Origin of the sequence: Halomonas sp. H10-59, assembly GCF_040070555.1 — a bacterium.
Taxonomy (GTDB): Bacteria; Pseudomonadota; Gammaproteobacteria; order Pseudomonadales; family Halomonadaceae; genus Halomonas; species Halomonas litopenaei.
Window position 1 is genome coordinate 3581338 of sequence record NZ_CP098828.1, and the last position, 26380, is coordinate 3607717.

24 protein-coding genes are annotated in these 26380 nt (G+C 65.1%); 10 read left to right on the forward strand and 14 right to left on the reverse strand.

The features are described from left to right. Positions 1-14: 14 nt before the first annotated feature. The 8 genes from NFG57_RS15560 to doeA all read right to left on the reverse strand — a co-directional run bounded on the left by NFG57_RS15560 (position 15) and on the right by doeA (position 9391). Positions 15-827, reverse strand: a complete 813-nt coding sequence (locus NFG57_RS15560) for a DUF1206 domain-containing protein (RefSeq protein WP_045992023.1) — start codon at positions 825-827, stop codon at positions 15-17. A 61-nt stretch (positions 828-888) separates the two neighbouring features. Further along, a complete protein-coding gene (locus NFG57_RS15565) occupies positions 889-1848 on the reverse strand; it encodes a cyclodeaminase (RefSeq protein ID WP_045992024.1) in 960 nt (319 codons plus the stop codon). 58 nt (positions 1849-1906) lie between these two features. Next, positions 1907-2941, reverse strand: coding sequence for a hydroxyectoine utilization dehydratase EutB (eutB, locus tag NFG57_RS15570; RefSeq protein ID WP_045992025.1), 1035 nt, complete (start codon positions 2939-2941; stop codon positions 1907-1909). A 232-nt stretch (positions 2942-3173) separates the two neighbouring features. Next, positions 3174-4583, reverse strand: coding sequence for an aminotransferase (locus NFG57_RS15575; protein WP_045992026.1), 1410 nt, complete (start codon positions 4581-4583; stop codon positions 3174-3176). Positions 4584-4691: 108 nt separating this feature from the next. After that, positions 4692-6161 (reverse strand): NAD-dependent succinate-semialdehyde dehydrogenase, encoded by a 1470-nt coding sequence (locus NFG57_RS15580; RefSeq protein WP_348814722.1) that lies wholly within the window; start codon positions 6159-6161, stop codon positions 4692-4694. 244 nt (positions 6162-6405) lie between these two features. After that, positions 6406-6891 (reverse strand): Lrp/AsnC family transcriptional regulator, encoded by a 486-nt coding sequence (locus NFG57_RS15585; RefSeq protein WP_348814723.1) that lies wholly within the window; start codon positions 6889-6891, stop codon positions 6406-6408. Positions 6892-7005: 114 nt separating this feature from the next. Then, on the reverse strand, positions 7006-8019 hold the full coding sequence (doeB, locus tag NFG57_RS15590) for a N(2)-acetyl-L-2,4-diaminobutanoate deacetylase DoeB (protein ID WP_348814724.1): 1014 nt from the start codon (positions 8017-8019) through the stop codon (positions 7006-7008). Between the two features lie 172 nt (positions 8020-8191). Next, positions 8192-9391, reverse strand: a complete 1200-nt coding sequence (gene doeA / locus NFG57_RS15595; protein ID WP_222570128.1) for an ectoine hydrolase DoeA — start codon at positions 9389-9391, stop codon at positions 8192-8194. A gap of 210 nt (positions 9392-9601) precedes the next feature. Here doeA and NFG57_RS15600 point away from each other — a divergent pair, with 210 nt between their 5' ends. Both NFG57_RS15600 and NFG57_RS15605 read left to right on the forward strand, forming a co-directional pair. After that, entirely contained in the window at positions 9602-11008 is a 1407-nt protein-coding gene (locus NFG57_RS15600; RefSeq protein ID WP_045992031.1) for a PLP-dependent aminotransferase family protein, read from the forward strand. Between the two features lie 31 nt (positions 11009-11039). Beyond that, on the forward strand, positions 11040-11984 hold the full coding sequence (locus NFG57_RS15605) for a glyoxylate/hydroxypyruvate reductase A (protein WP_045992032.1): 945 nt from the start codon (positions 11040-11042) through the stop codon (positions 11982-11984). 165 nt (positions 11985-12149) lie between these two features. Here the strand turns inward: NFG57_RS15605 and yghU are convergent, their stop codons facing one another. From yghU to NFG57_RS15630, 5 genes are all read right to left on the reverse strand, one after another. Beyond that, complete coding sequence (yghU, locus tag NFG57_RS15610) at positions 12150-13025, reverse strand: glutathione-dependent disulfide-bond oxidoreductase (protein WP_045992033.1); 876 nt, start codon at positions 13023-13025, stop codon at positions 12150-12152. Between the two features lie 178 nt (positions 13026-13203). Next, positions 13204-13962 (reverse strand): SDR family oxidoreductase, encoded by a 759-nt coding sequence (locus NFG57_RS15615; protein WP_045992034.1) that lies wholly within the window; start codon positions 13960-13962, stop codon positions 13204-13206. A gap of 123 nt (positions 13963-14085) precedes the next feature. After that, the gene (locus tag NFG57_RS15620) at positions 14086-15192 is read right to left on the reverse strand and encodes an alkene reductase (RefSeq protein ID WP_222515954.1); all 1107 of its coding nucleotides are present in this window, start codon (positions 15190-15192) and stop codon (positions 14086-14088) included. Positions 15193-15477: 285 nt separating this feature from the next. Then, positions 15478-16062: a TetR/AcrR family transcriptional regulator gene (locus NFG57_RS15625; RefSeq protein WP_108132469.1), complete on the reverse strand. Its 585-nt coding sequence runs from the start codon at positions 16060-16062 to the stop codon at positions 15478-15480. Between the two features lie 138 nt (positions 16063-16200). Then, positions 16201-16758 (reverse strand): DJ-1/PfpI family protein, encoded by a 558-nt coding sequence (locus NFG57_RS15630; protein ID WP_222515955.1) that lies wholly within the window; start codon positions 16756-16758, stop codon positions 16201-16203. Positions 16759-16933: 175 nt separating this feature from the next. Here NFG57_RS15630 and NFG57_RS15635 point away from each other — a divergent pair, with 175 nt between their 5' ends. The 7 genes from NFG57_RS15635 to NFG57_RS15665 all read left to right on the forward strand — a co-directional run bounded on the left by NFG57_RS15635 (position 16934) and on the right by NFG57_RS15665 (position 23372). Next, positions 16934-17623, forward strand: coding sequence for a hypothetical protein (locus NFG57_RS15635; RefSeq protein WP_045992038.1), 690 nt, complete (start codon positions 16934-16936; stop codon positions 17621-17623). A gap of 348 nt (positions 17624-17971) precedes the next feature. Next, positions 17972-18898, forward strand: a complete 927-nt coding sequence (locus NFG57_RS15640) for a lysine exporter LysO family protein (protein WP_222515956.1) — start codon at positions 17972-17974, stop codon at positions 18896-18898. 143 nt (positions 18899-19041) lie between these two features. Then, entirely contained in the window at positions 19042-20169 is a 1128-nt protein-coding gene (locus NFG57_RS15645) for a LacI family DNA-binding transcriptional regulator (protein WP_348814725.1), read from the forward strand. 148 nt (positions 20170-20317) lie between these two features. Further along, the gene (locus NFG57_RS15650; protein ID WP_045994065.1) at positions 20318-21757 is read left to right on the forward strand and encodes an ATP-binding protein; all 1440 of its coding nucleotides are present in this window, start codon (positions 20318-20320) and stop codon (positions 21755-21757) included. Continuing rightward, complete coding sequence (locus tag NFG57_RS15655; protein ID WP_045994066.1) at positions 21754-22461, forward strand: response regulator; 708 nt, start codon at positions 21754-21756, stop codon at positions 22459-22461. Before NFG57_RS15650 ends, NFG57_RS15655 begins: the two co-directional genes overlap by 4 nt. A 223-nt stretch (positions 22462-22684) precedes the next feature. Continuing rightward, positions 22685-23071, forward strand: a complete 387-nt coding sequence (locus NFG57_RS15660) for a type II toxin-antitoxin system RelE/ParE family toxin (protein ID WP_348814726.1) — start codon at positions 22685-22687, stop codon at positions 23069-23071. Next, a complete protein-coding gene (locus NFG57_RS15665) occupies positions 23052-23372 on the forward strand; it encodes a DNA-binding transcriptional regulator (RefSeq protein WP_108132465.1) in 321 nt (106 codons plus the stop codon). Before NFG57_RS15660 ends, NFG57_RS15665 begins: the two co-directional genes overlap by 20 nt. 281 nt (positions 23373-23653) lie before the next feature. On the opposite strand, the gene NFG57_RS15670 is transcribed toward NFG57_RS15665, so the two are convergent. Beyond that, complete coding sequence (locus NFG57_RS15670) at positions 23654-25177, reverse strand: DUF3360 family protein (RefSeq protein ID WP_348814727.1); 1524 nt, start codon at positions 25175-25177, stop codon at positions 23654-23656. A 291-nt stretch (positions 25178-25468) separates the two neighbouring features. On the opposite strand from NFG57_RS15670, the gene NFG57_RS15675 reads away from it, so the two are divergent. After that, positions 25469-26380, forward strand: coding sequence for an AraC family transcriptional regulator (locus NFG57_RS15675; protein ID WP_348814728.1), 912 nt, complete (start codon positions 25469-25471; stop codon positions 26378-26380).

Genomic DNA, 26380 nt, shown 5'->3' on the forward strand with positions numbered 1-26380 from the left:
GGCCGCTTAAGGCGCTACACTTTCACCTTGCGAAAGCGGGCATTGATGACGCAGTAGGTACCGTAGTTCATCAGTCCACCGGCCACGGCGGCGAGCAGCCAGGGGCCGAAGGGCTGGGCGGCCAGGGTATCCAGGGTGCCGCCGAGCCCTTCGGCCTTGGCGGGATCGACCTGCCAGGCGGCCACCAGCAGGAAACTGCCGATCAGCGCGAACACCAGCCCCCTGGCGGCCAGCCCCCAGCGGCTGAGGCCCGAGGCCAGATCACGCTGGCGTTGGCTCATGTCCTGCTGACGCCAGCGATTGAGATAGCTGCGCGCCAGCGCGCGCCACGACTGACGCAGCCCCACGCCGATAAAGATCGCCCCCAGAATCGCCACCAGCCAGACGCCGCCGGGGTGCGACATCAGCATGGCGGTGCGCTCCTCTGCGCCGCCGGTGGTCTCCTGGGGATCGTCCAGCAGCTCGACACCATACCAGCCGAGACTGGCGTAGATGCCACCGCTGATGACCAGCGCCAGGCGGGTGCCCAGGGCCTTCCAGCTACGCCCGCGGTGCTCGACATCGAACAGCCCCTGCAAGCCCCGCCAGGCGGCGTAGGCGTAGAGCCCCAGCACCAGGGCTCCCAGCATCAGGGTGCCGAAGGGCTGGCGAGCCAGGTGTGCCAGCGCCTCCTTGGTACCGACGTTGTCGCCGCCAAGGCCCACAGCGCCGAGAGCCGCCAGCACGCCGATCAGCAGGTACACCAGCCCCTTGGCGGTATAGCCCAGGCGGGCGATGATGACGATCAGTCGGCGCCGGTGGCGCAGCAGGCACTGCAGCGAGGGCATGGGGGCTCCTGTCGGGATTAGGGTCCCCCATCCTCCCCAAAAATGCCTGATTCGGCAAAGCCTATCGTGCCGAATCCTCAGCCGACAGACGCGTCAGGGCGAACCCGGCGATGGCCGTGTCCTGGACACCGGTACCGGTCAGGTCGCATACCGTGATGGTGGCGTCCGACAGCCGCAGACGCTCGCCACGGGCAATGACCGCGCCCAGTTCGTGGACCTTGAAGGGCACCTCGCGACCGGCAAGGGCCTTGAGCTCGCCGTTGGACTCGCTCTGGGGCCGGGTATCGCAGACGAAGGCGTCCGCGCGGGTCAGCACGTTCTCGGCCAGTTCACGCTTGTCGGGACTGTCGGAGCCCATGGCGGTGACGTGGACGCCCTCCGGCAGGTCCGCCGCCTCGAGGATCGGCGTCTGCGACGGCGTCGTGGTGACGATGATGTCGGCCGCTCGGCAGGCCTCGCGCACGCTGTCGTGGACGGTCACCTCGAGACCCGCAGCGCGCATGCGGGTAGCGTATTCCTCGGCGGCCTGGGACCTTCGCGCCCAGACGTCGATGGCGGTGATGTCGCGCACCAGCCGCAGCGCCTCGACCTGCTTGACCGCCTGCTCGCCGGCCCCCAGCACCGCGACCCGGCGGCTGTTCTCCCGCGACAGGTGCTTGGCGGCGATGGCGCCGGCCAGGGCGGTACGTACCATGGTCAGGTAGCCCTCGTCGAACAGCACCGCATCGACCAGCCCGGTGCGCGCGGAGAACACCATCATCAGCCCGTTGAGGCTTGGCAGCCCCAGCTTGGGGTTGTCGAAGAAGCCGGGGCTGACCTTGATGGCGAAGCGCTCGTTGCCACGAATATGGGCGGTCTTGACGTCGACCTCGCCGTTGGCCTCCTCGATGGCCATGGACAGGATCGGCGGTTGCACCACCTCGCCACGCCCCAGGGCGGCGAAACCGGCTTCCACCGCCGCCAGCGCGTCCTGGTCGATGGCGACCGCCTGGCTGATCTGCTCACGCTTGTAGAGTTGCATCCTTGGCTCCTGATCGGGTTGTTGCTGGGCTTGTCTGTCGGTTGGTGGCCTTGACGGTCTATCGCTGGCCTTGACTGGCGCAATCCGCCGCCAGGCGGCGCGCCTGATCGAGGGTATCCAGTGACACCCCGTTGCCGGAAAGCACCAGCACGACCCGCTCCCCCTTGACCTCGAGGTGGCCCTCGGCCAGTGCCGCCAGTCCGACGGCGGCGGCGCCTTCGACCAGCAATTTCTCGCTTTCGAGCATGTCCACCATGGCCTGGGCGATGGCGCCTTCCGACACCTGACAGTGGTCGTCCATCACCGCTTCGACCAGCGCCAGGGTGCAGCGGTTGTCGAGGCCGATGCCGCCGCCCAGCGAGTCGCCCAGGCTCTCGACCTCTTCCACCGCCACCGGCTTGCCGGCCTTGAGGCTCTCGCACATGGCCGCTCCCGCCGACAGACTGACCCCGCTGATTCTGGCCTGGGGTCGAACGCCCTTCAGCGCGGCGCCGATGCCGCCGAGCAGACCACCGCCGGACAGCCCGACGATGACCCGATCGACCCGCGGCAGGTCCTCGAGGATCTCGATGCCGATGGTGCCCTGCCCCGCCGCGATCAGCGGATCATCGAAGGGCGGAATCAGCGTCATGCCCTCTTCCTGCACCAGCCTCGCCACCTCCTCGAAGGCCTCGTCCTGGCTGGCGCCGACGCGACGCACCTCGGCACCGAGCGCCTCGATGGCAGCGACCTTGTTGGCCGGCACCAGCCGCGACAGGCAGATCACCGCCGGCACCCCAAGGCTGGAGGCGGCGTAGGCCACGGCGCGGCCATGATTGCCGGTGGATGCGGTGGTGACGCCCTGGGCCAGGGCCTCGCGTCCATGGCGCTCGATCAGTGCGGCGATCATGTTGGTGGCACCGCGCAGCTTGAAGGCGCCGGTGGGCTGCAGCGTCTCGAGCTTGAGATAGACCTCGGCGTCGAAGCGTTCGGACAGGGACCGCGACAACACCAGTGGCGTGCGCGTTACCTGACCGGCGATGCGTCCCCGGGCCTTGAATATCTCGTCCAGGGTCACGCCGTGACTCGGGCAAGGGGGTGAATCCACCTTCATGACCTTCTCCTTGAACTCATATCGTGAAGACCGGTTGCCAAGGCAGGGAGGGCAGGCGTTGTCGGCGCTTCGGCGCTCGCCTACCTGTTCCGCGCTCGCCTACCTGAATGAAAACCGACAGGGGCCGCCTCCTTCAAGGAAGCGGCCCCTTTTGCACCTGCCAAGGTGCGGGCGTCAGGCCAGACACCGGCCTGGGCTCAACCAGGCATCGGACCAGGCATCGGACCAGGCATCAGGCCGTCTGCAGTACGCCTTCCTTGACCAGCTCGTCGGTGACCTTGTTCACCGCACGCTCGGCGCGGGCAACGATCTCGTCGACCTCGTCACGGGTGGTGACCAGCGGCGGAGCGAAGCCGAGGATGTCTCCCTGGGGCATCGCCCGGGCGATCAGGTTCTGCTCCAGCGCAGCGGCGGCGATGCGTGCACCGACCTTGTGGCTGGGATCGAAGGGACGGCGAGTCTCCGGGTCCACGGCGAATTCCAGCGCCGCCAGCATGCCGACGCCGCGGGTCTCGCCGACGATCGGGTGATCGCCGAAGGCGGCCTGCATGCGGCTCTGCAGATAGGCGCCGGTATCACGGGCGTTGCCGGTCAGGTCCTCGCGCTCGATGATCGCCAGGTTGGCAAGGGCAGCGGCGCAGCCCAGGGCGTGACCGGAGTAGGTCCAGCCGTGGCCGATCGGGCCCAGCTCGCTGGTGCCCTGCTCCAGCACCTGCCACACGCGATCGCCGACGATCACCCCGGACAGCGGCTGGTAGGCGCTGGTCAGGCCCTTGGCGATGGTGATCAGGTCGGGCTTGATGCCGTAGGCATGGCTACCGAAGTCGGCACCGATACGGCCGAAACCACACACCACCTCGTCGGCGATCAGCAGGATGTCGTACTTGTTCAGTACCGCCTGGATCGCCTCCCAGTAGCCTTCCGGCGGCGGCACGATACCACCGGTGCCGAGCACCGGCTCGCCGATGAAGGCCGCCACGGTGTCCGGGCCTTCGGCCAGGATCATCTCCTCGAGCTTGGCCGCGCAGTGGGCGGAGAACTCGCGCTCGCTCATGTTTTCCTGCTCGGCGCTGCGCTGGTAGTAGTGCGGCGCTTCGGTGTGCAGGATACCGGCCATGGGCAGATCGAACTGGTCATGGAAGGCCTTGAGCCCGGTCAGCGAGCCGGTGGCAAGACCGGAACCGTGATAGCCGCGCTGACGCGAGATGACCTTCTTCTTCTGCGGACGACCAAGCACGTTGTTGTAGTAGCGCACCAGCTTGAGCTGGGTCTCGTTGGCATCGCTGCCGCCAAGCCCGTAGTAGACCTTGGACATGCCGGGGCCGGCGAGCTTGAGGATCTGCTCGGACAAGGCGATCTGCGGCTCGTTGGAGTGACCCACGTAGGTGTGGTAGTAGGACATCTCCAGCGCCTGCTGGTAGATGGCCTCGGCCACCTCGGTACGGCCATAGCCGATGTTGACGCAGTACAGCCCGGCAAAACCGTCGATGAACTCACGACCGTCCTTGTCGACGATGTTGATGCCCTTGCCGCCGGTGATCACGCGGCCCGGTGCGTCGCCATGGGCGAAGTCACGCAGGTGGGTGGAGGCGTGGAAGGTTACCTTGCGGTCGCGGTCGATCAGGTCCTGATGGGTGCTCATCTCGTTTCCTTCTTTTCCTTGGACCGCCCTCGCCGGGAGGGCGGCGTCATCTGTTCATTTAAGGTGGCCGGCCCGCAGTCGGGCCGGCGATCACTGCCGCTCAGGGCATCAGCTGCCGGAGACGGAGCCCAGGGCGCCGAGGCAGTAGTACTTGGTTTCCAGATACTCGTCGATGCCGGTCGCGCCGCCTTCACGGCCAAGGCCGGACTGCTTGACGCCGCCAAAGGGCACCGGCGGGCCGGTCATCTTCACCGAGTTGACCGACACCATGCCGAACTCCAGCGCCCGCAACAGCTTCCAGATACGGCGGATATCGTGGGTGTAGACGTATGCGGCAAGACCATACTCGGTATCGTTGGCCAGGGCGATCACCTCGTCGTCATCGCGATAAGCGGTGACACCGGCCACCGGCGCAAAGCACTCCTGGCGCCACACCTTCATGTCCTGGGTCACCCCGGTCAGCAATACCGGCATGAAGAAGTTTTCGCCCGGCGCCTGGGACTGATCCCCGGCCACTAGGGTGGCCCCCTTCGACACGGCGTCATCCACCGTGGCACGGGCATTTTCCACCGCCCGGCGGTGAATCAGCGGGCCGAGATCGACTTCACTTTCCATGCCATTGCCCACGGTCAGCGCGGCCATGCGCTCGCTGAAATGCTCGACAAAGGCGTCGTGGATCGACTCGTGGACCAGGATACGGTTGGCTGCCAGGCAGTCCTGACCGGCGGTCTGGAACTTGGCCGCCACCGCGGCAAGCGCCGCTTCCTTGGGGTCCATGTCCGGGCCAATGATAAAGGGCGCATTGCCGCCCAGCTCCATCGACACGCGCTTGACCGTGGGCGCCGACTGTTCGAGCAGCAGGCGGCCGACCCGGGTCGAGCCGGTGAAGGATACTGCCTTGACGCGATCCTCGGCGCACAACAGCGAGGACACCTGGGCGGCGTCACCCAGCACCACATTGAAGATGCCCGCCGGAATACCGGCACGCTCGGCCAGCTCAGCCAGCGCCAGCGCCGAGAACGGGGTCTCGTTGGCCGGCTTGACGATCACCGGGCAGCCGGCGGCCATGGCGGCGGCGGCCTTGCGGGTGATCATCGCCAGCGGGAAGTTCCACGGCGTGATCAGAAGCGCAATACCCACCGGCTCCTTGATGGTGCCCAGCGCCGCATTGGGGATGTGGCTGGGGATGGTCTCGCCGTAGGTACGCTTGCCTTCCTCGGCGAACCAGCGCACGAAGCTGGCGCCGTACTCGACCTCGCCACGGGCGTCGGGCATCGGCTTGCCCTGCTCCAGCGTCATGATGGTGGCCAGATCCTCGCGATGGGCCTGCAGCAGGTCGTACCAGGCCAGCAGCCGCTCGCAGCGCTCGTCGGCGCGCAGCGCCCGCCACTGGGCAAAGGCCTCGTCGGCGACGTCGACACTGGCGCGGATCTGCTCGGGCTCGAGCAGCGGGATATGGCCGATCACCTCGCCATTGGCGGGGTTGACCACCGCTTCCTCGCGGCCTTCGTCACCGTGGGTCCACTTGCCGCCGATATAGGCGTACTGACGGAACAGGCGCGGATCGCTGAGTTTCATGACACTACCTCCCCTTGTGTGTCCCGCCGCAAGGTCAGGGGGGCGGAACACGAAAACGATGTCATGGCCTGCGCCATGCACTGCCGTCATGGTAAGGGAGAAGCCAGGGTCGGACTTTTTGAAGCGCACGCCTGTCGATGGCGTTTTTTTTGTCCAGCTCCGCGAAAACGCGGTTTTTTCTGCAACGCCTGTTTTAGCAAAAACCTGCCCACAATGGGGACTTTCCGGTTTGTGCCAGTGGCGCTCAGGGCGCCCCGTTAGCCAGTTCGTCGATATCGACCCCCTGGCGAGGGGCCTTGACCGTCTTGGTGACGATATAGGTGAAGTAACGCTCGATGCCGACATCCGAGGTCAGCCAGTCGTCGATCAGCCGCTGATAGGCGTCGATGGTCTCCGACTCGACCTTGATCAGGTAGTCGACCCCGCCGCCCACCGCCACGCATTCGGTGACCGCGTCGGTGGCATGCACCAGCGACTCGAAACGCTGGAAGCTCTCGGCATTGTGGGCCTTGAGTTCGATCTGAACCCACACCGGGGTGCGCCGGACCAGGGCGCCTGAATTGATCCTGGCGCAGTAGCCTTCAATGATGCCGGCCTTCTCGAGGCGGCGGACGCGCTCCCAGCAGGGGCTCACCGACAGGTTTATGGCCTCGGCCAGGCGGGACTTGGTGATGCGGCCGTCGCGGGACAGGATGGACAGGATCTTGAGGTCGTAGCGGTCGAGTTTCATGGCCGGGCTTGTGTGGTTGAACGGGATCGCCCCGCGAGAGGCTCTCGACGGGGCGCTGATAACGCAAAGCGGCGGGCGGGCTCGGGCGAGATGGTGCCCCGAGCACCGGCCCGTTCAGTCGCCCAGGGTCTCGACCACCTCGGCGATGACGGCGATGGTGTCGCCCATGTTCACCTGGGCGGGGAAGCGACGGGCCGCCAGGATACCGTCACGCTCGGCACGGTACTCGATCGGCTCGGCGCCGCTGCGGGTCATGTCGTAGACCCGGGCGATCACGTCGCCCTTGGCAATGCTGTCGCCGAGGGCGAAGGTCAACTCGAGCAGCCCGGTGTGCTCGCTCTGCACGTAGCAGCTCGCATCCGGCATATCGAGGTAGACCTGGGTCTCGGGCATGGCCACTTCGCCGTCCTTTAGGCCGAAGTGGATCAACACATTGTCGATGCCGCGCTCGGTGATGGCCAGGCTCTCCGGCGTGGAGGTGCCGCCGCCGCCGAGTTCGGTGGCGATGAATATCTTGCCCTGGTTCTCCACCACGGTGTCGAACAGCGCCGAAGCGTCCAGCTCGAACATCATCATCGCATAGGGCGCGCCGAAGGCCTTGGCCCCTTCCAGCGCCTGACGCTGCTGTTCGGGGTTGTCGAGCACGTGGGAGGCGCCGAAGGGAATGATGTCCAGGGTGCGGCCGCCGGAGTGGAGGTCCAGCACCACGTCGGCCATGGGCACCATCTCCCGGGTGAAGTAGTCGGCGATCTTCTCGGTCACGCTGCCGTCCGGGTCACCGGGGAAGCTGCGGTTCAGGTTGCCACCGTCCATCGGCGAGGTGCGACGGCCGACCTGGGCCGCCGGGGTGTTCATCATCGGTACGATGATCACCCGTCCCTTGACGTCTTCGGCCTTGAGCGAGGTCGAGAGCTTCTGCAGCGCGGTGATGCCCTCGTACTCGTCGCCGTGATTGCCACCGGTCAGCAGGGCGGTGGGGCCTTCGCCGTTGGCGATCACGGTCACCGGGATCATCACCGCGCCCCAGGCGGACTCGTCGTTGGAAATGGGCAGTTTCAGAAAGCCGTGCTGCACACCCTGGGCGTCGAAGTCGACGGTGGCGGAGATGGGGCTCTTGCGCTTGCTCATGGTGACTCCAGAAACAGGGACAACGGTCAGATTGGATTGTAGTGGTGTTGGGCAACGTCGGTCACCGAGGGCCGATCACAGAAGGCTAATCAACAGGGCCGATTGCATAGGGCTAATCAACAGGGCTAGTCAACAGGGCCTGATCGACAAGCCCTGCTCAGCCGACCCCGCCCTACTTGACGAACAGCTGTCGCGGAAACTGCGCCAGCGGCTCGGCGCCATTTTCGGTGATCAGGATGCTCTCGGTGATCTCGAGCCCCCAGTCGTCCATCCACATTCCGGGCATGAAGTGGAAGGTCATGCCCGGTTGCAGGATGGTCTCGTCAGACGGACGCAGACTCATGGTGCGCTCGCCCCAGTCCGGCGGGTAGCTGATGCCGATGGGATAACCACAGCGCGCACCGCCTCGGTCGAAGCCGTACTTGTCCATGGCCGCGCCGAGCGCCAGGGCGATGTCCGCGGTCCGGTTGCCCGGCTTGGCCACGGCCAGGCCTTTCTCGATGCCTTCGAGCAGTGCCGACTCGCCACGCACGAAATCCCGCGGCGGCTTGCCGAGAAACACCGTGCGCGACAACGGGCAGTGGTAGCGCTTGTAGCAGCCGGCGATCTCGAAGAAGGTGCCCTCGCCTTCGCGAAACGGCGTGTCGTCCCAGGTCAGGTGGGGGGCAGCTGCGTCGCTGCCGGTGGGCAGCAGCGGCACGATGGCGGGATAGTCGCCACCGTAGACGCGCCCTTCGCTGTCGGTCCAGCCCTCGATGCCGACCCGATAGATCTCGGAGACCAGCTTGGACTTGGCAAGGCCCGGCTCGATCATCTCGAGGATGCGCGAGTGCATGCCCTCGACGATACGCGCGGCGATGCGCATGTACTCGATTTCACGCGGTGACTTGATCGCCCGGCACCAGTTGACCAGCGCGTTGGCATCCTGGAAGCGCGCGTGGGGCATCTCCTTGATCAGGCTCTGGTAGGCCTTGGCGGAGAAGTAGTAGTTGTCCATCTCCATGCCCACGACCCCTTCGCACCAGCCGCGATCCGGCATGATCGACTGTGCCAGATACTCCATCGGATGCATCTCGGGATTCTGGACATAGTAGTCGGGGTAGTAGGTGATATTGTCAGGGTCCATCCAGCAGGTACGCAGGGCACCATTGCTGTCCTGACGTCGTCCGTACCACACGGGCTCGCCTTCGAGCCCCACCAGTACGCACTGATGGACATAGAACGACCAGCCGTCATAGCCGGTCAGCCAGGCCATATTGGAGGGATCGCTGACAATCAGCACATCGATGCCTCGCATGGCCATCTCGGCACGCACCTTTCGCAGGCGCTGAGCGTATTCCTCACGAGTGAACGGCAGGGATACCTGAATCATGAAACCACTCGCCACACAGTGTCATCACCGAAAAACCGGACTCATTGGAGTCCGGCGCGCCCTTGAAGCGACATTGCATCCCCTGTAGCGTGCTGACAGGTCACAATTGTCATGAGAAGCTCTTAACAACGTCATGACAATGACTGATCAATGCCGTCTTGCTGATACTAGCACTACGAATAAGCTACCGGTCAAAGGCTTTATTGGATCATGACAATTGACCTGCTGCCATATCTGGACGATAGCCAACCCAAGTATCTTGCGATTGCGCGGGCACTTTCTCGCGCGATCCGTTCCGGTGAGCTTACGCCAGGCACCCGGCTGCCGCCCCATCGACAGTTGGCGGAGCACATAGGCGTCAGCGTCCAGACGGTGTCACGGGCCTATTCACAGGCAGAAAAGATGGGCCTGGTGCAGGCCAGGGTCGGCAGCGGCACCTGGATCAACGCCCTCGATGACAACCGCGAATCCGCCTACCTGAGGGCCGGCGAGCCGCGAACCGAACAGGCGGTGATCGACCTGTCGATCGCCCATCCGGTCTGTCCCCCAAGCCATGACCAGCACTTTCGCGATGCCCTGAGAACGCTGGCCGACAGCGCACATCCCGACGTCTTCACCGCCTGCCGGCCGATCGCCGGCCTGCCCCATCAGCGCGAACGCGCCAGCTGGTGGCTGAACGAGCGCCTGGGCATGCCCGGTGAAGCGGACGACCGCATCCTGACCAACGGTGGCGCCCACGGCATCATGCTGGCGATTTCCAGCGTGGTACAGCACGGCGACCTGGTCCTGACCGAGGCACTGACCGACCATGGCCTGATCGCCCTGTCTCGCACCCTGGGCTTCCAGCTGCGTGGCGTCACCATCGATAGCCAGGGCATCGTACCCGACGCCCTCGACGCCGCCTGTCATCGCTTCAAACCGCGCGCCGTGTGCCTGACCTCGTGCCAGCTCAATCCCACCGGGGCCACCCTGGACGAGAGGCGCCGCGACGAGATCGCCGCCATTCTGGAGCGCCACGGGGTGTGGCTGATCGAGGATGACGTCCACACCCTGCTCGAGCCCGAGCCGCTGATGCCGATCAGCGCGCGCATCCCTTCCCATGCGTTCCACGTCACCAGTCTGACCAAGGCCACCCTGCCCGGGCTTCGCGCCGGCTATCTGACGGTGCCACGCAGTCAGCTGCACCACACCCTGCCCCGCCTGCGGGCGACCTCCTGGATGGCCACACCGCTATGCTTCGAGGTCGCCAATCTATGGCTGGAGGACGGCACCATCGAGCGCATGGCTCAGCAGCAACGCGAACTGCTGGCAGAGCGCCAGCAGCTCGCCGCACGCATCCTGCACAGCCATGGCAGGGCCTCCCGCCCCACCAGCCTGCACGTCTGGCTGTCGCTGCCGGGTAGCTGGCGGGCCGAGGAACTCCAGCAGCTGGCCGAACAGGAAGGGGTGGCCATCACCACAGCGACCCCCTTCATGGTCGAACAGAGTCCGGCGCCACGCCGAGTGCGCCTGAGCCTCGGCGCGGAGCCCGAGATCGAACGTCTCGAGGACGGCCTCAAGCGCCTTGCCAGCCTGCTGGATGACGCTCCGCCGCCCATGATGCAGATTGTCTACTGAACCCCATTCATTCGACCGGAGCGGAATTGTCATGAAGGTGATCGTACACACCGACCAGGCCGGCCAGTGGCAGCAGGCGCTAAGCGAGCGGCTGCCCCAGGCCACCATCTGGAAGAGTCAGGAGGCCGACCGCGAACAGCGCGCCCAGGCGGACTTTCTGGCGGCCTGGAAGCCAGACGAGACGCTGCTGCGGGAGTGCACCGGACTCAAGGGCATCGTCAACCTGGGGGCCGGCGTCGACGCCCTGCTCGGCAACCCGGCCCTGCCTCGCGACGTTCCCATCGTCAAGTTGCGTGACGCCGGCATGGCCGAGCTGATCGCCGATTACGTGCGTTACGGTCTTTTCCACTTCCAGCGCGACTTCGACCGCTACGCCCGCCAGCAGCAGCAGTGCGAGTGGCGTGAGCACGAGGTGATCGACAAGCCGGACTGGCCGGTGGGCGTGCTCGGCCTCGGCGCCATCGGCGCCAAGGTGGCCCGGGCCATCGCCGCCGATGGCTTCCCGGTGCTCGGCTGGAGTCGCTCGCACAAGGATATCGACGGCATCGAATGTCTGAGCGGTGACGAAGGGCTCGACCGGCTCCTGTCGCGGGTGAAGACCTTGGTGCTGCTGCTGCCCGATACCTCCTCGACCCGCCATATCATCAACGCCGAGACACTCGGCAAGATGCGCGAGGGGGCCAGCCTGATCAACCCCGGGCGCGGCACCCTGATCGACGAGGACGCCCTGCTCGCAGCGCTGGGCGACAAGAACCAGCGCCAGGAAGGTCGCCTCCGGGGCGCGCTGCTCGATGCCTTCCCGACAGAGCCGCTGCCGGAATCCAGCCCGCTGTGGCGCCACCCGCGGGTCATCGTCACCCCTCACATGGCAGGACCGACACCCTTGAGCGAAGCGCTCGATCAGGTCGCCGCAAGCCTCGACGCCCTGGACAAGGGCGAGGACATCGAGACCGTCGACCCCGACGCGGGCTACTGACCCAGGAGCCGGCAAGTGCCAGCGAGGGCCGGTAAGGAACGAGGCGGCAATCGTCTCGCGTTCCAGGCCCGACCCGGATCAAGCCCCAGATTGATTCACAAAAAAAGGGCGCCTCCTCGGAGGCGCCCTTGTCGGTGCTGAAACGACAGATTGTCGTTCAAAGGATCAAGCGTCGTCGCCGATCTTGTCCTGGGTACGCAGTTCGAAATCGCTGGCGTCGTGACGCTCGTGGAGCTGCTCTTCGGGCTCACCGAAGGTGCGGTTGACCATGCGTCCACGCTGTACCGCCGAGCGAGCATCGATGGCCTTGGCCCAGCGCTGGACGTGCTCGTACTCGTGCACGGACAGGAACTCCGCCGCGTCGTACAGACGCCCCAGGGCGAGCTGGCCGTACCAGGCGAAGGTCGCCATGTCGGCGATGCTGTACTCGTCACCGGCCAGGTACTCGTGCTCGGCCAGATGCCGGTCGAGCACGTCGAGCTGGCGCTTGGCCTCCATGGCGAAGCGGTTGATCGGGTACTCGTACTTTTCCGGCGCGTAGGCGTAGAAGTGGCCGAAACCACCGCCCAGGTAGGGGGCCGAGCCCATCTGCCAGAACAGCCAGCTCATCGCTTCGGTACGCGCCTTGTGCTCGGTCGGCAGGAAGGCGCCGAACTTCTCGGCCAGATAGAGCAGGATCGAACCCGACTCGAAGACCCGGGTCGGCGGCGTGGTGGTGTGGTCCACCAGGGCCGGAATCTTGGAGTTGGGGTTGATCTCGACGAAGCCGCTGGAGAACTGGTCGCCCTCGCCGATACGGATCAGCCAGGCGTCGTACTCGGCCTGATCGTGGCCCTGCGCCAGCAGTTCCTCGAGCAGGATATTGACCTTGACCCCGTTGGGCGTGGCCAGGGAGTAGAGCTGTAGCGGATGCTTGCCCACCGGCAGCGCCTTGTCGTGGGTCGCACCGGCGATGGGACGGTTGATGCTGGCGAAATGGCCGCCACTCTCACCTTCCCACTTCCACACCTTCGGCGGCTGATACTCGGCATCGTTGCTCATGATGTTCCTTCTCGTTGAGTGGGGCACCACCCGGCACCGCCGGGCTCATTGATGCAGTAAAGATACACAAGCCTAGCGAAAAATAGCGTCAGACGAAGCACCTTGGAGCGACCTGGCGTATTGCGCCGCGGCCGGACTGGCGTCTCCCGGGACGGCGACGCCAGTCGAACGCCAGCCCTTACAGCTCCTGGCGAGTGGGGCGCAGGATCAGTTCGTTGACGTCGACGTCCCCCGGCTGCTCTACCGCAAAGGCGATCGCCCGCGCCACTGCATCGGCATCGATGGCCAGGGTGTAGAGCTCGTTGACCCCCTCGGCGGTCTCATCATCGCTGATCGTCCGAGTCAATTCGGTGTCGATCGCGCCAGGAGAGATATTGGTCGCGCGAATCTCGCCATTGGATTCCTGACGCAGGCCCTCGGTCAGCGCCTTGACCGCGAACTTGGTCGCGCAATAGACCGACGCGGCGGGGAACACCACATGCCCGGCGACCGAGGACAGGTTGATCACGTGGCCTTCGTGCTGTTCGCGCATGGTCGGCAGCACCGCGGCGATACCGTAGAGCACGCCCTTGATGTTGACGTCGACCATCTGCTCCCACTCGTCGACCTTGAGCTTGTCCAACGGCGAAAGCGGCATCAGCCCGGCGTTGTTGACCAGCACGTCGATGCGCCCGAATTCGTCGCGGGCAAGCTTGGCCAGGGCCTCGACCTGCTCACGGCTGGTCACGTCGGTGACACGGTAGACGGCCTGGCCACCGTCTGCCTTGATGTCGTCGCACAGTGCCTTGAGGCGGTCCTCGCGACGCGCGCCCAGCACCAGGCGGGCACCGCCCTTGGCCAGGCGCTTGGCGGTGGCCTCACCCAGCCCACTGCTGGCACCGGTGATGATCACGACCTTGTCCTTGATACCGTCGGTGTTCAGGTTGTTCACGTCCATGCGGTCCTCCTGTCGGGCCTCCAAGGCCCCTTGAAATGTTCCAGATCGATGACGTTGGCAAGACGGCGAACCGCTTGGCCGTCATCGAGAAAAAGATGTCATCGCGCCAGCGAACTTCAAGCGCTAGCGGTCTTCGAGAAACGGGTAGTCGGTATAGCCCTTTTCATCGCCGCCGTAGAAGGTGTCGTAGTCCGGCTCATTGAGCTCTGCTCCGCGACGAAAGCGCTCCGGCAGGTCCGGATTGGCGATAAAGGGACGCCCGAAGGTCACCAGATCGGTCTTGCCGGCGGCGATGCGCTCACGCGCTTCCTCCGCGCTGTAGGCGCCATTGGCGATATAGACACCGCTGAAGCGCTCGCGGATGGCGCTGATGATCGACTCGGGGCGACCATTCTCGTGGTTGCCCTGGAAGGAATCTTCCACGACCTCGAGGTAGGCGATGCCGATCTCGTCGAGCGCGGCGGCGAAGGCCGGGAAGGTCTCCTCGGGCTTCTGGTCGTGGACATCGTTGAAGCTGCCGGTGGGACTGATGCGCACCCCGACACGGCCCTTGCCCCAGACGTCGACCACCGCACGCACCACTTCGAGAGGCAGTCGCAGGCGGTTTTCCAGGCTGCCACCGTAGGCATCGGTGCGCGCGTTGCTGTCGGACTTGATGAACTGATCGAGCAGGTAGCCGTTGGCGGCGTGCACCTCGACGCCGTCGAAACCGGCTTCGCGGGCGTTGATCGCCGCCTGGCGGTACTGCTCGACGATGCCTGGAAGCTCGTCGGTGTCGAGCGCACGCGGGGTCGGCACTTCCACCATGCCGGACTCGGCGCTGATGAAGGTCTTGGCGCCTTCAGGCTTAATCGCCGAGGGCGCCACCGGGTCGGCGCCACCGGGCTGCAGCTCCGGATGCGAGATTCTTCCCACGTGCCATAGCTGGGCGTGCATACGACCGCCGGCGTCATGCACGGCGTCGGTGACACGGCGCCAGCCAGCGATCTGCTCCTGGCTATGGATGCCCGGGGTAAAGGCGTAACCCTTGCCCTGGGGCGAGATCTGGGTGGCCTCGCTCAGGATCAGGCCCGCGCCGGCCCGCTGACGGTAGTACTCGACATTCATCGCCTGGGGCACGTCCCCCGGTTGGGCCGCGCGAGAACGGGTCAGCGGCGACATCAGCACTCGGTTTGGCAAGGTGATGTCACCGAGGACCTGCGGGGTATAGAGGGGATCTTGCTCGCTCATGGAAATCTCCTGTCGTGAAGCTGATACCACGAGGCGCTGCGGCCTCAGCGAGGATGCACGGCTGCACGGTGGCTGGCGCTTCGTTGGCTCGTCGCCAACGGCTGCCCAAGGTGTTCGACTAACGTTTTAGCGAATGTTCAGCACTTACCGTACAACTCATGCATCACATATCAAGCAGTTTTGTACAAAAATAGAGGCTTTTATAGACCAGTCTATTATTACTTAGGACCAAGAAAACGGCAGGGGAATCGAGGACCCACCCTGCCACGCCTTCACCTCGATGCGTTAGCGTTTGATACAGGCCAGTAACGTATTCTCGAATTCGGTCAGTGGCTCACAGGTTCTGGCCATCTTGGAGCGCAGCAGCGCCCCCTGCCAGCCCGCCAGAATAAAGGCCGCCATGGCCTGGGGCGTGATGTCGTCACGCACGCTGCCGTCGGCCTGGCCTTCCTTGAGGCAGCTGGTGAAGTAGCCTTCCCAGCGCTTGAAGATGGCGTCTAGGGCATCGCGCAGGCAATCGCTCTGGGATGACATTTCCTGGCCGAGGGTACCGATCAGGCAACCCCGGGTGTGGCCGCACTCGGCCATCGCCTGGCGCACGTCTTCAAAATAGTGGCGCAGGCGCGCAACGGGGGCGTCGTGGGAATTCACCAGCAGCGCCTGGAAGCGCTCGTCGTAGTCTTCGGCGAACACCTCGACCACGGCAAGGCCGAAGGCCTCCTTGCTGGAGAAATAGTGGTAGAAGGAACCCTTGGGCACGCCAGCAGCCTTGAGCACCGTATTGATGCCCGTCGCCGTATAGCCGTGCTCGGCAAAGGTGTTCATGCCGACCTGTATCAACAGGTCACGTGTGGGAGCCTTGGTTGTCATGCCCCAGACACTAGACCAGTCGTCTAGTCGTCGTCAAGTGGCTTTCTGCCAAGAGCCCAACGGTTGGGTTTCCAAGGGATCTGGCCTCACTCCTGGCCTGGGCCTGTACCCAGGCCAGAAGGGGCCGGACTGGCGGGCCTACAGCAATTCGTTGAGCTGGCGCAGCCACTCCGGGTGCGCGGGCCAGGCTGGCGCGGTCACGAACTTGCCGCAGGTGATGGCGTCGGTGACTTCGATGTCGACGAATTTGCCACCCGCCAGGCGTACCTCGGGGGCGCAGGCGGGATAGGCCGAGATACGATGTCCTGACAGTGACACCGCCGCCGCCAGAAGCTGGGCGCCGTGGCAGACAGCGGCCACCGGCTTCTCGCTGTCGACGAAGTGGCGCACCACTTCCAGCACGCGCTCGTCCAGGCGCAGGTACTCCGGCGCTCGCCCACCGGGGATGACCAGGGCGTCGTAGTCGGCCAGAGTGATGTCGGCGAAGGTCTCGTTGAGCGCGAACAGATGCCCGGCCTTTTCGGTGTAGGTCTGGTCGCCCTCGAAGTCATGGATGGCGGTCTTGACCTTGTCGCCTTCCTTCTTGTCGGGGCACACCGCATCGACACGATGCCCCATGGCCTGCAGCGCCTGGAAGGGCACCATGATTTCGTAGTCCTCGACAAAATCTCCCGCGAGCAGCAGCAAACGTGCCATGTGGCAAACTCCTTGGTCATTGAGGGGCGGCGCAGGGTCATGATGGCGACCATGCTGTAATGCAGCGTAACCACTGGACCGCGCTTCTGCCAGCCCGCCGGGGAACCTTCAGGCCGCACCGGCCTCCCAAGGTGACAGCTCGTTTCCATATGCCACTCAAGCAGCGGACGCTACTATGCCCAGCAACTCCATCGCCTACCGCTCGCCGTCTCTTCGCCCGCGCCTCGCGGCGGGGCTGCTATGGCTACTGTTCTTGCTGCCGTTTGCAGCACAAGCCGCATCGATGGCCAGCTTCGATGCCCGCTACCACCTGTCGGTGGACGGCTGGCCCGATGCCACCGTGCATCATCGGGTGTACCGCGAAGGCGATCACTGGCGCAGCGACATGCGCGCCCAGGTGGCCATCGCCGAAGGTCAGGAAACCGCGCGCTTCGCCGAGAACGGCGACGGCTTGCGTGCGCTGGGCTATTCCAGTGGCTATCGTCTGCTGGGCATCGGCAAGAGCTACCGACTGGACAACCGTCAGCTACTGCGTCACCCCGACCGTCAGACCGCACTGGTGGATCTGTCACGTAGCGTCCAGCGAGAGCGCTGCGCCAGCGGCTGCGAGATTCACTATCTCGATCACAAGGGCGACATCGAGACACTGGTCGCAAGCCCTCTGCCCACCGCCGCCATCGACGTGAACGGGCGCATGGTGGACGCCCTGCGGGTCCGCCTGGTCGAGCCCGGCAAGGACGACCGCCACATGGTCGTGGCCTTCCACCCGGACCTGCCCGGCCTGCTGCTGGGGGTGGACTACATCAAACGCGGCGAGCGGGTCAGTCGGCTGAGCCTGACCTCCTTGACCACTTCCAACAACTGAAGCTGCTCCGTCTCTCCCTTCCTCGGGCGCCTTTTTGCGCGCTTGGTCAGGGGCTTGTTCAGCCGCCCTGCCTCACCACCATCCGGCCTTCCGCCCCGCCGAGGCCGACGGCTCGTTGCCAGGATGCCTTGTCGACGTCCGGGGTATGGCGCCGATCTTGCCGACCACTGACGCTTTGGTCGTCTTTTCTCCCTTGTGAAACTTGCATAGAGTATTGCGCTTTTGGTCGCGCCGTTGACCACCGATTTGTCCTGCTCATCCTCGACGGACGGGCTCACGAGCGCAGCAACTCATCGATGCGGTGCCTGACCGACACGCACCGCCTCCATCGAGCAAGGAAGTTCGTTCATGTTCACCGGTCTGTTGATCGTGCTGCTGCCGCTGGTGCTGGGCTATCTGGTACCGGTACGCCGCGCAAGCGTCATGGCCTGGATCAATCGCGGCGTCAGCGCATCGATCTACCTGATCCTGCTGTTGATGGGGGTGAGCCTGGCGGGCCTGCCCGACCTGGGCACTCAGCTGTCGCGCATGGGCGGCCAGGCGCTGTTGCTGTTCGTGGTCATCTCGGCCTTCAACCTGGCCGCCCTGTGGTGGCTGTCGCGTCGACTGCGCCTGGACCTTGGCGAAAAACGCGTGATCGACGGCGCCCCGACCAGCAAGCTGGCGGCCATGGCGGGTTCGTTGTCACTGGTCGGGGTGGTGATCGCAGGGCTGGTCATCGGGCTGATGCTGGTGGGACGCTGGGGGACGACGCCCTTCGAGCTGGCGGAACACCTGGCAGAATGGGTGCTCTACGTACTGCTGACGCTGATCGGCTGCCAGCTGCGCAACTCCGGCATGCCGCTCAAACAGATCCTGCTAAATCGTCATGGCCTGTTCATCGCCATGACCCTGGCGGCAAGCTCGCTGATCGGTGGACTCGCCGCGGCACCGATGCTCGGGCTCGCCTGGAACGAGGGCCTGGCCATGGCCTCGGGCTTCGGCTGGTACTCGCTGTCCGGTATTCTGATCGGCGAACACCTGGGGCCGGCCCTGGGCGGCGTCGCCTTCTTCAACGACCTGACCCGGGAACTGCTGGCCTTCGTGCTGATTCCGCTGGTCATGCGACGCTACGCGCCCCTGGCAATCGGCTATGGCGGCGCCACATCGATGGACTTCACCCTGCCGGTGATCCAGCAACACGGTGGCGTGCGCTGCGTGCCCATCGCCGTGGTCAGCGGCTTTATCCTGTCGCTGCTGTCACCACCACTCATTCTGTTTCTGGTCGCCCTATGATGCCGGGTCGCAACAACCACTCATTCAGCGCTTTATGGTCGCCCTATGATGCCGGATCACGACAACCACTCATTCAGCGCTTTTCGGTAGCGCTGTGATGCTGGAATAAGATGCCCGGTTGTGCTGCCAAGCCGTGACGCCCGGTGGCCCAGCGCTTTATGCTGTCGAGTGCACGCAGCAAGGAAGACAAGCCCGTGGTGAATCCTGAGGACCGCCCCATCACCCTGAAGAATCTGGCCCAGCGACTTGGGGTCTCTACGGCCACCGTCTCCAACGCCTTCAATCGCCCCGATCAGTTGTCTCGCGCCCTGCGAGAGCACATCCTCGAGGAGGCCCGACGCCTGGGCTACCGCGGCCCCGACGCCAGGGCCCGCAGCCTGCGCACCGGGCAGTCCCGCATCGTGGCGGTGGTGCTGGCAGAGACACTGACCTACAGCCTCAACGACGCGGTTTCAAGCGAGCTTCTGACCGGCATCACCGAGGTGCTCGACGCCCACGGGCACACCCTGCTGCTGCTGTCGGGACGTCAGCCCGAATCTCCCCGTCACGCCGACGCACTCTGTCACCCGGGCTCCGCCAGCATGGCCGACGGCTTTGTCGTCTATGGTCTGATGCCCGGGGATCGGCTGATCAACGAGCTGCCGGCCCAGCGTCCACTGGTCGGGGTGGATTTCCATATCGATGCCCGCCCCACCGTCCATATCGACAACGAACCGGCCTGCTACGCCATCGCCTGCCACGCACTGAAAAAACGTCCACGGCGGGTCGGCATCCTCAGTCTGCGCTTGATCGATGAATCCTATAATGGCCCGGTGAGTGCCGAGCATCGCTGCCTCGATGCCCATCGCACCATCACCCGCTCGCGCCTGGACGGTTTCCACCGCGCCCTGGACGAACACGACATCGACCCCAGCGGCGTCCCGGTGTGGAACATCGACGAGAACACCCACGCGGTCTGCGCCCCGGTGATCGAGAAGATCCTCGACCTGCCGGCAGAACAGCGCCCGGATCTGCTTTTGTGCATGTCCGACCGCATCGCCCTGACCGTCCTGACCCTGGCCGAACAGCGTGGCATCCGCGTCCCCGAGGACCTGCGCCTGACCGGCTTCGACGGTATCGAAGAAGGCCAGTACCGAGCCCCACGACTGACCACCGTGCGCCAGGACAGCATCGAGAAGGGGCGCGTCGCCGCGCGCATGGTGCTGTGTCTGGAACCCGCCGAGAACCGCCTATTGGGAACGCGACTGCTGATCGGGGAAAGCTGTCCCTGACGGTATGACCGCTACGGACTGAGGTGAACGCTCGACTCATCCGTCGGCGAAGGCTGCACAAAGGTTTCACCGTTATTGGCGCCTTTTTGGCGCCGACGATGGCATGCTGTGTTCATCTTTTTCGCCATTTCGGTCAAGGAATCGTCGCATGTCCGCGAAACGCCTGTTTCGCCCGGCCTTCTCACGTCTGGGTCTGAAGCTCTTCGTCATCATCCTGGTGGTCAATGTGGCCATCGCCGGGCTGGTGTTCGTGGCGATTTCGCGCAGCCTCGACCAGGGCTTCATCGAGTACCTCGACCGCTCCCAGACCCAGCGCGCCGAGACCCTGGCGGAAGGCCTCGGCGAGGCCTGGGCGCGACGCCAGAACTGGCAGTGGCTGCGCCAGTCGCCGCGCGCCTGGCACCACCTGGTACGCCGCCAGCTTTGGCCCGGCGACAACCTGCCGCCGATGAGCATCGAAGGCGACCTGGGCGACCCCAGGGACTTCGTGCTCCATGACGAAAGCGGCCTGCCGGTGATCGGCCTGCCCCCGGACAAGGACGACATGGCCGCCGAACTGCGCTGGCTGCCGGTGATGAGCGCGGGCCGCCAGGTCGGCACCCTGGGCTATCGCCCGCCGGAGCAGTTAATGGCACGCATGGACCGGCTGTTTCTGGCCCAGCAGCAACGCAACCTGACCATCATCGTCATCGCCCTGGCGCTGACCTCGCTGCTGCTGGCCGCCGCCCTGTCCTGGTGGATGGGCCGACGCGCCCGCGGCATGGCACTGGCCACCCGCCGGCTGACCGAGGGCGACTACAGCATCCGCCTGCCGGAGCGCGGTCGCGACGAGCTGTCCAGCCTGTCCCACGACTTCAATGTGCTGGCGGAAACCCTGGAAGCCAGCCGCGAGGCACGTACCCGCTGGGTTTCCGACATCGCCCATGAGCTGCGTACCCCACTGGCGGTGCTGCGCGGCGAGATCGAAGCGATGCAGGACGGCATTCGCGCCCTCGACCAGGACAACCTGCGCTCGCTGTCCCAGGAGGTCGGCCAGCTAGAGCGCCTGGTCGCCGACCTGCGCCTGCTGTCCCAGAGCGACGCCGGCGCGCTGGAAGTCCAGCTCGCACCGCTGGACCTGGGCGAGCAACTGGCCACCCGGCTGGACGAAGCCGAGGGCTGGCTTGCCGATCATGGCCTGACCCTCGAGCACGATATTCAGGGCCCGGCGTGGATTCGCGGCGACCTGCAGCGCCTGCGCCAGCTATGGAACAACCTGATCGACAATACCTGCGCCTACACCCAGGCGCCGGGGCGACTCAAGGTATCGCTGCGGCGTGAGGCCGACGACTGGGTGCTGCGCTGGGAAGATAGCGCCCCCGGGGTGCCGGTCAACGAACTGCCGCGGCTGACCGAACGCCTCTACCGGGTGGAAGGCTCGCGCAACCGTTCAAGCGGCGGCAGCGGCCTAGGGCTGTCCATCGCCACCGCCCTGGCCCGCGCCCACGACACCGACATGCGCCCCTCCCCTTCCGAGCTTGGCGGGTTATGCTGGACCCTGCGTTTTCCGGCCCTGCCGGACCATCAGCAGCACGAGGACGATGAATGAACGACACCGACGCCAGTCTCGACGACATCCTGATCGTCGAGGACGAACCCAAGATCGCCCGTCTGGTGGCGGACTACCTGGAGGGCAGCGGCTACGCCACCCACCATATCGACCACGGCGACCAGGTGGTCGGCTACCTCAGCGAGGCCGAGTCGCGCCCCAGCCTGGTACTGCTGGACCTGATGCTGCCTGGCACCGACGGCCTGACCCTGTGCCGCGAGATCCGTCAGCGCTGGCCCGATATCGCGGTGGTGATGCTGACCGCCCGAGTCGAGGAGGTCGACCGCCTGCTGGGCCTCGAACTGGGTGCCGACGACTACATCTGCAAGCCGTTCAGCCCGCGCGAGGTGGTCGCCCGGGTCAAGGCCGTGCTGCGCCGCAGCCAGGCACACCAGCAGGACAGTGAAGCCAATCACGACCTGGTGCTGGACGAAAGCGGCTGGCGCGCCCTGGCCGACGGACAGGACCTGGGCCTCACCGCGGTGGAATTCCAGCTGCTCAAGGTGATGATGCACTCGCCGGGTCGAATCTTCGCCCGCGAGCAGTTGATGGATCACATGTACCGCGACCACCGCATCGTCTCCGAGCGCACCGTGGACAGCCATATCAAGAAGCTGCGCAAGAAGATCGCCGATATCTGGCCCGAGCGAGAAATCATCCGCTCCGTCTACGGCGTCGGTTACAAGTACCAGCCGGAAGAGTGATCCTCGGGGCTGCCTGTCATGGCAGCCGTCCCCCGGCAGCAGTCCCTCGGCGGCTGGACATCGTCCGGCCGCGCTGCCTTTCCCTTTTTCTGCTTGATGCCCCGAGTCTTATGCATCGAAAAGGAGACACTGCCCTGCAACGCCCTGCTGCAGGCAGGACAGTTGCTGCGGGCCGCATGATGTCACACTATGTAGTACACTACGAATGGCAAGGACACGGCCGGTGAGGATCTTCAAGAACGCCTGGTTTGAACGCTTCGCCAGAAAACAGAAACTTGACGCCGCCGCGCTGCGCGACGCTATCCAGCGAGCGGAACGGGGCTTGATCGATGCTGACCTGGGCGGAGGCGTGATCAAGCAGCGGGTGGCTCGTCCCGGGCAAGGCAAGTCAGGCGGCTACCGCACGATCATCCTCTACCGCCAGGCACACCGAGCCTTCTTCGTTTACGGCTTCGCCAAGAGCCAACAGAGCAATATCAGCGACGAGGAAAAGGTTGCGTTCAAACGGGCCGCCCAACACATCCTCGAGCTGTCAGAAGAGCACCTGGTCGAGTTGATTCATAAGGGGCATTTTTTGGAGGTGGAAGACGATGGCGAAGAAATACCGTAGCGAAGCGATGGCGGCGATCCATGAAACCATGGAAGCTCTGCACGAGGTAGGCGCCGTCGACAAGCAAACGATGCGCGACTTCGATGAGAGCTGCCTCACCACTGTAGAAATGATTTCCCCCGACGCCATCAGAGCGCTGCGCGAGCGCGAAAATCTTTCTCAGTCTGTCTTCGCTCGCTACCTCAACGTCAGCAAGAACCTGGTCTCAGACTGGGAGCGCGGCGTGAAGCGTCCTGGAGGGCCCGCGCTGAGGCTACTGGCAGTCATCCAGAAAAAAGGCATTCAGGCCATCGCTTGCTGAGCGCGCCTCTCCATACCTGCCGGTGGACGGGCCACTTGCGTGGAGAGGCGAGTCAAGCACCGTACTCAGGGGGGCCGCCATATATCACGTTGTGCCCTCTGTCACGCTGCCATGGCCGTAATCGAGAGCCCCCTCTATCTGTTTCGCCTCGACTGACGGCAGGCCCGAAGATTCAGTCGCCAGCACCAAGCAAGCCGGTCGGCTAAGTGTCTCGACCGACTCACCGATAACGCAAGAGGCCGCCCAAGGGCGGCCTCTTGCGTATGGCACTTGCGCTCGATCTAGAACAGCGCGGGAATCCCGTACTGTCCCTCGAACATGCCCACCGCCAGCATGGCGAACAGACACACCGCCAGCACCGAGGCGGGGATGATCAGACGGTCGGCCAGCGACAGCCGGGTGGCGCGTTCGCGATCACCGATCCAGCCGTTGTTGTCGAGCAGCATGGTCACCGCCCAGGCCAGCACCGGGTTGGTGACCGCCGCGGCGAACAGGCAAACGCCGGCGGCCTGGGCGTCGCGGCTTTCCTTGATCATCTGCACGCCGGCCTCCAGCATCGGCAGGAAGACTCCGACCAAAAGCGCCACGCACATCACCGGCGGCCACACCGCCACATCCATGGGGAAGCCGAGGATGGCGATGGCGATGGTCAACAGCCCCAGCAAAATGGCGCCGGCGGGAATCGGCCGCTTGGCGATGGCCGCCGGGATCATGTAGGTGCCCCAGGACGAGGTGATATTGCCACCGCCGAGGGCGGTGCCGACCACCTGACGCAGCGAGCACATCGTCATGGTGTCGTCGACGTCCATCAACACCCGATCGGTCCCCTTGGGATAGTTCATCTCCTGGAAGATGCGATGACCGAGAAAGTCCGGTGACCACATGGCAACCGCCAGGATCGCGAACGGCAGCGAGGCGATGAAGTGCTGCATGTTCGGCAGCCCCAGCATCCAGCCTTGGTCGGTGCTGCCCCACCAGTAGCTGGGGCTGAGCGGCGGCAGGCCGGTCTCGGTGGTGAACTCGAGATCGAAGCCCGCACCCAGCGCCAGCGCCACCACCAGGCCGGTGACCGCGCAGGCGGGAATCGCCAGCCAGCGCTTGCCCAGCCGCGCCAGCACGGCGTACAGCAGGATATTGACCGCCAGCACCACCAGAGCGACGTAACCCATCTCGCCCTCGAGCCCCATGCCCCACGCCTTGAGGCTGCCGATCTGGCTCATGGCGCCGGAAAAGCCGAGAAAGATCAGCAGGCCACCGGCGGTGCCCTGGGAGGTCAGGTTGACCAGGCGCGAGCCGCCCTTGACCCAGGAAAGGCCGAGGCCAAAGGCGCCGATCCACAGCGCCAGGGCCAGCGGGTGGGCACCGGCAAGGGCCATGCTGGCGATCAGCGGAATCATCGGGCCGTGATTGCCGGCCAGGTTGGCACGCGGATTGAAGATACCCGAGCCCAGCACGCAGAACAGCAGGACCGGCAGCAGCATCTCCAGGCGCGAGACGGCGATGGCGAACTCGCGCCCCAGGGTGACATCGGGCCAGGCGGCGGACAGGCCATTGGCCCAGGACATCATCACCGCCGAGTACATGGCGATGATGCCGATGGTGCCGGCAATCGCCGGTACCAGGTCCTCGAGTTCGAAGTGGAAGTCCCGGCCGATCAGATTGAGACCATAGCGCCGGGGACGCATGATCTTGAGTTCATGCTCGAGGTAGTCGGAACGGCTGGCAAATTCGCTGGCATCGCGGTGCATCTCGCGATAGCTTGGGGCCTCGCCGGCCTCCCGGGTGGACGTCACGGTGTCTGTCATGTGGATCTCGATGTCTGAGGTGACGCTGCTGTCCGACGCCGAGCCAAGTCCCCCTGACCGTTCGTCGAATTGACAGCGCGCCTTGAAAAAAGATGACAGACCTTAACAATGCCCCCCGCGGGCCTCGTTGACGGCTATCAGGCTTTGGCCTCGCCAAGGGTTGCGACGCCAAAAATGCCTGACAAACTCCCCTCTCCCTTGATCCAGCGCAGGCGTCTCTTGCCTGGCATCTCAGGATCGACGAGAGTGAAGACCTCGACGCAGCCACCGCGTCTTGCCAGGAAGACCGTCATGCCCCCCAGGATCGCTGCCACCTTTTCCCGCTATCTGCGCGACCCGCGGATGCCCCAGGTCGAGGCGCGCCGAGTCAGGGGCGGGCACCGGCTAAGCCACGCGCCCCACAGCCACGACACCCACTCGCTGGGCGCGATCGTCCAGGGCCACTCGAGCTTCCTCAACCGCCACCGTACCCTTGAGGTGCGCCAGGGAGACGTGGTGCTGATCAACCCCGGCGACGTCCACGCCTGCAACGCCTTGAGCGAGCGAGACTGGGGCTATGACATGCTCTACCTGGACAGCGCCTGGCTGACCGAGCGCTGCGGCCTCGACGGCGACGACGGCGCGGTGTTCTCGGCACTGACGACGCAAGACGCCCACCTTCACCATGCCATTCGCGTCGCCACCGACGCCCTTGCCGATGGGGATGCCAGCCTGCTTGAGCGCGAGACCGTGCTTGAGCGGCTCGCCGAGCGCCTGACAGGCCTGCTCGACCTGCCGGCGCAAGGCGAGGCAGAACATGGCGCGCCTCCCGAGCGACTGGTGCGCGCCTGGGAGCGGCTTCACGACGACTGGCAGCAAGAGCTGCGCCTGGACGATCTTTGCGCCGCCGCCGAGTGCCGCGCCACCAGCCTGATTTCGGGCTTTCGACGTCACTATGCCACCACCCCCCATGCTGCGCTGATCGACCTGCGCGTGCGTCATGCCAGGCAACGACTGCGACGGGGCGATCCCATCGCTGCGGTCGCCAACGACTGCGGTTTCGCCGACCAGGCGCACCTGCAGCGCACCTTCAAGAAGCTGCTGGCCACCACCCCGGGGCACTATATCCAGGGTCATATGCAGGATCAGATGCAAGGTTATATGCAAGATCAGATGCCAGGCCCGTTGAAGGGTCAGATTCAGCACCTTAAGCAGCGCGCCTGA

Bases quoted from the DNA above. Each gene is read 5' to 3' on its own strand.
- NFG57_RS15560 (WP_045992023.1), bottom strand. From the start codon at position 827: ATGCCCTCGCTGCAGTGCCTGCTGCGCCACCGGCGCCGACTGATCGTC.
- NFG57_RS15565 (WP_045992024.1), bottom strand. From the start codon at position 1,848: ATGCAACTCTACAAGCGTGAGCAGATCAGCCAGGCGGTCGCCATCGAC.
- eutB (WP_045992025.1), bottom strand. From the start codon at position 2,941: ATGAAGGTGGATTCACCCCCTTGCCCGAGTCACGGCGTGACCCTGGAC.
- NFG57_RS15575 (WP_045992026.1), bottom strand. From the start codon at position 4,583: ATGAGCACCCATCAGGACCTGATCGACCGCGACCGCAAGGTAACCTTC.
- NFG57_RS15580 (WP_348814722.1), bottom strand. From the start codon at position 6,161: ATGAAACTCAGCGATCCGCGCCTGTTCCGTCAGTACGCCTATATCGGC.
- NFG57_RS15585 (WP_348814723.1), bottom strand. From the start codon at position 6,891: ATGAAACTCGACCGCTACGACCTCAAGATCCTGTCCATCCTGTCCCGC.
- doeB (WP_348814724.1), bottom strand. From the start codon at position 8,019: ATGAGCAAGCGCAAGAGCCCCATCTCCGCCACCGTCGACTTCGACGCC.
- doeA (WP_222570128.1), bottom strand. From the start codon at position 9,391: ATGATTCAGGTATCCCTGCCGTTCACTCGTGAGGAATACGCTCAGCGC.
- NFG57_RS15600 (WP_045992031.1), top strand. From the start codon at position 9,602: ATGACAATTGACCTGCTGCCATATCTGGACGATAGCCAACCCAAGTAT.
- NFG57_RS15605 (WP_045992032.1), top strand. From the start codon at position 11,040: ATGAAGGTGATCGTACACACCGACCAGGCCGGCCAGTGGCAGCAGGCG.
- yghU (WP_045992033.1), bottom strand. From the start codon at position 13,025: ATGAGCAACGATGCCGAGTATCAGCCGCCGAAGGTGTGGAAGTGGGAA.
- NFG57_RS15615 (WP_045992034.1), bottom strand. From the start codon at position 13,962: ATGGACGTGAACAACCTGAACACCGACGGTATCAAGGACAAGGTCGTG.
- NFG57_RS15620 (WP_222515954.1), bottom strand. From the start codon at position 15,192: ATGAGCGAGCAAGATCCCCTCTATACCCCGCAGGTCCTCGGTGACATC.
- NFG57_RS15625 (WP_108132469.1), bottom strand. From the start codon at position 16,062: ATGACAACCAAGGCTCCCACACGTGACCTGTTGATACAGGTCGGCATG.
- NFG57_RS15630 (WP_222515955.1), bottom strand. From the start codon at position 16,758: ATGGCACGTTTGCTGCTGCTCGCGGGAGATTTTGTCGAGGACTACGAA.
- NFG57_RS15635 (WP_045992038.1), top strand. From the start codon at position 16,934: ATGCCCAGCAACTCCATCGCCTACCGCTCGCCGTCTCTTCGCCCGCGC.
- NFG57_RS15640 (WP_222515956.1), top strand. From the start codon at position 17,972: ATGTTCACCGGTCTGTTGATCGTGCTGCTGCCGCTGGTGCTGGGCTAT.
- NFG57_RS15650 (WP_045994065.1), top strand. From the start codon at position 20,318: ATGTCCGCGAAACGCCTGTTTCGCCCGGCCTTCTCACGTCTGGGTCTG.
- NFG57_RS15655 (WP_045994066.1), top strand. From the start codon at position 21,754: ATGAACGACACCGACGCCAGTCTCGACGACATCCTGATCGTCGAGGAC.
- NFG57_RS15665 (WP_108132465.1), top strand. From the start codon at position 23,052: ATGGCGAAGAAATACCGTAGCGAAGCGATGGCGGCGATCCATGAAACC.
- NFG57_RS15670 (WP_348814727.1), bottom strand. From the start codon at position 25,177: ATGACAGACACCGTGACGTCCACCCGGGAGGCCGGCGAGGCCCCAAGC.
- NFG57_RS15675 (WP_348814728.1), top strand. From the start codon at position 25,469: ATGCCCCCCAGGATCGCTGCCACCTTTTCCCGCTATCTGCGCGACCCG.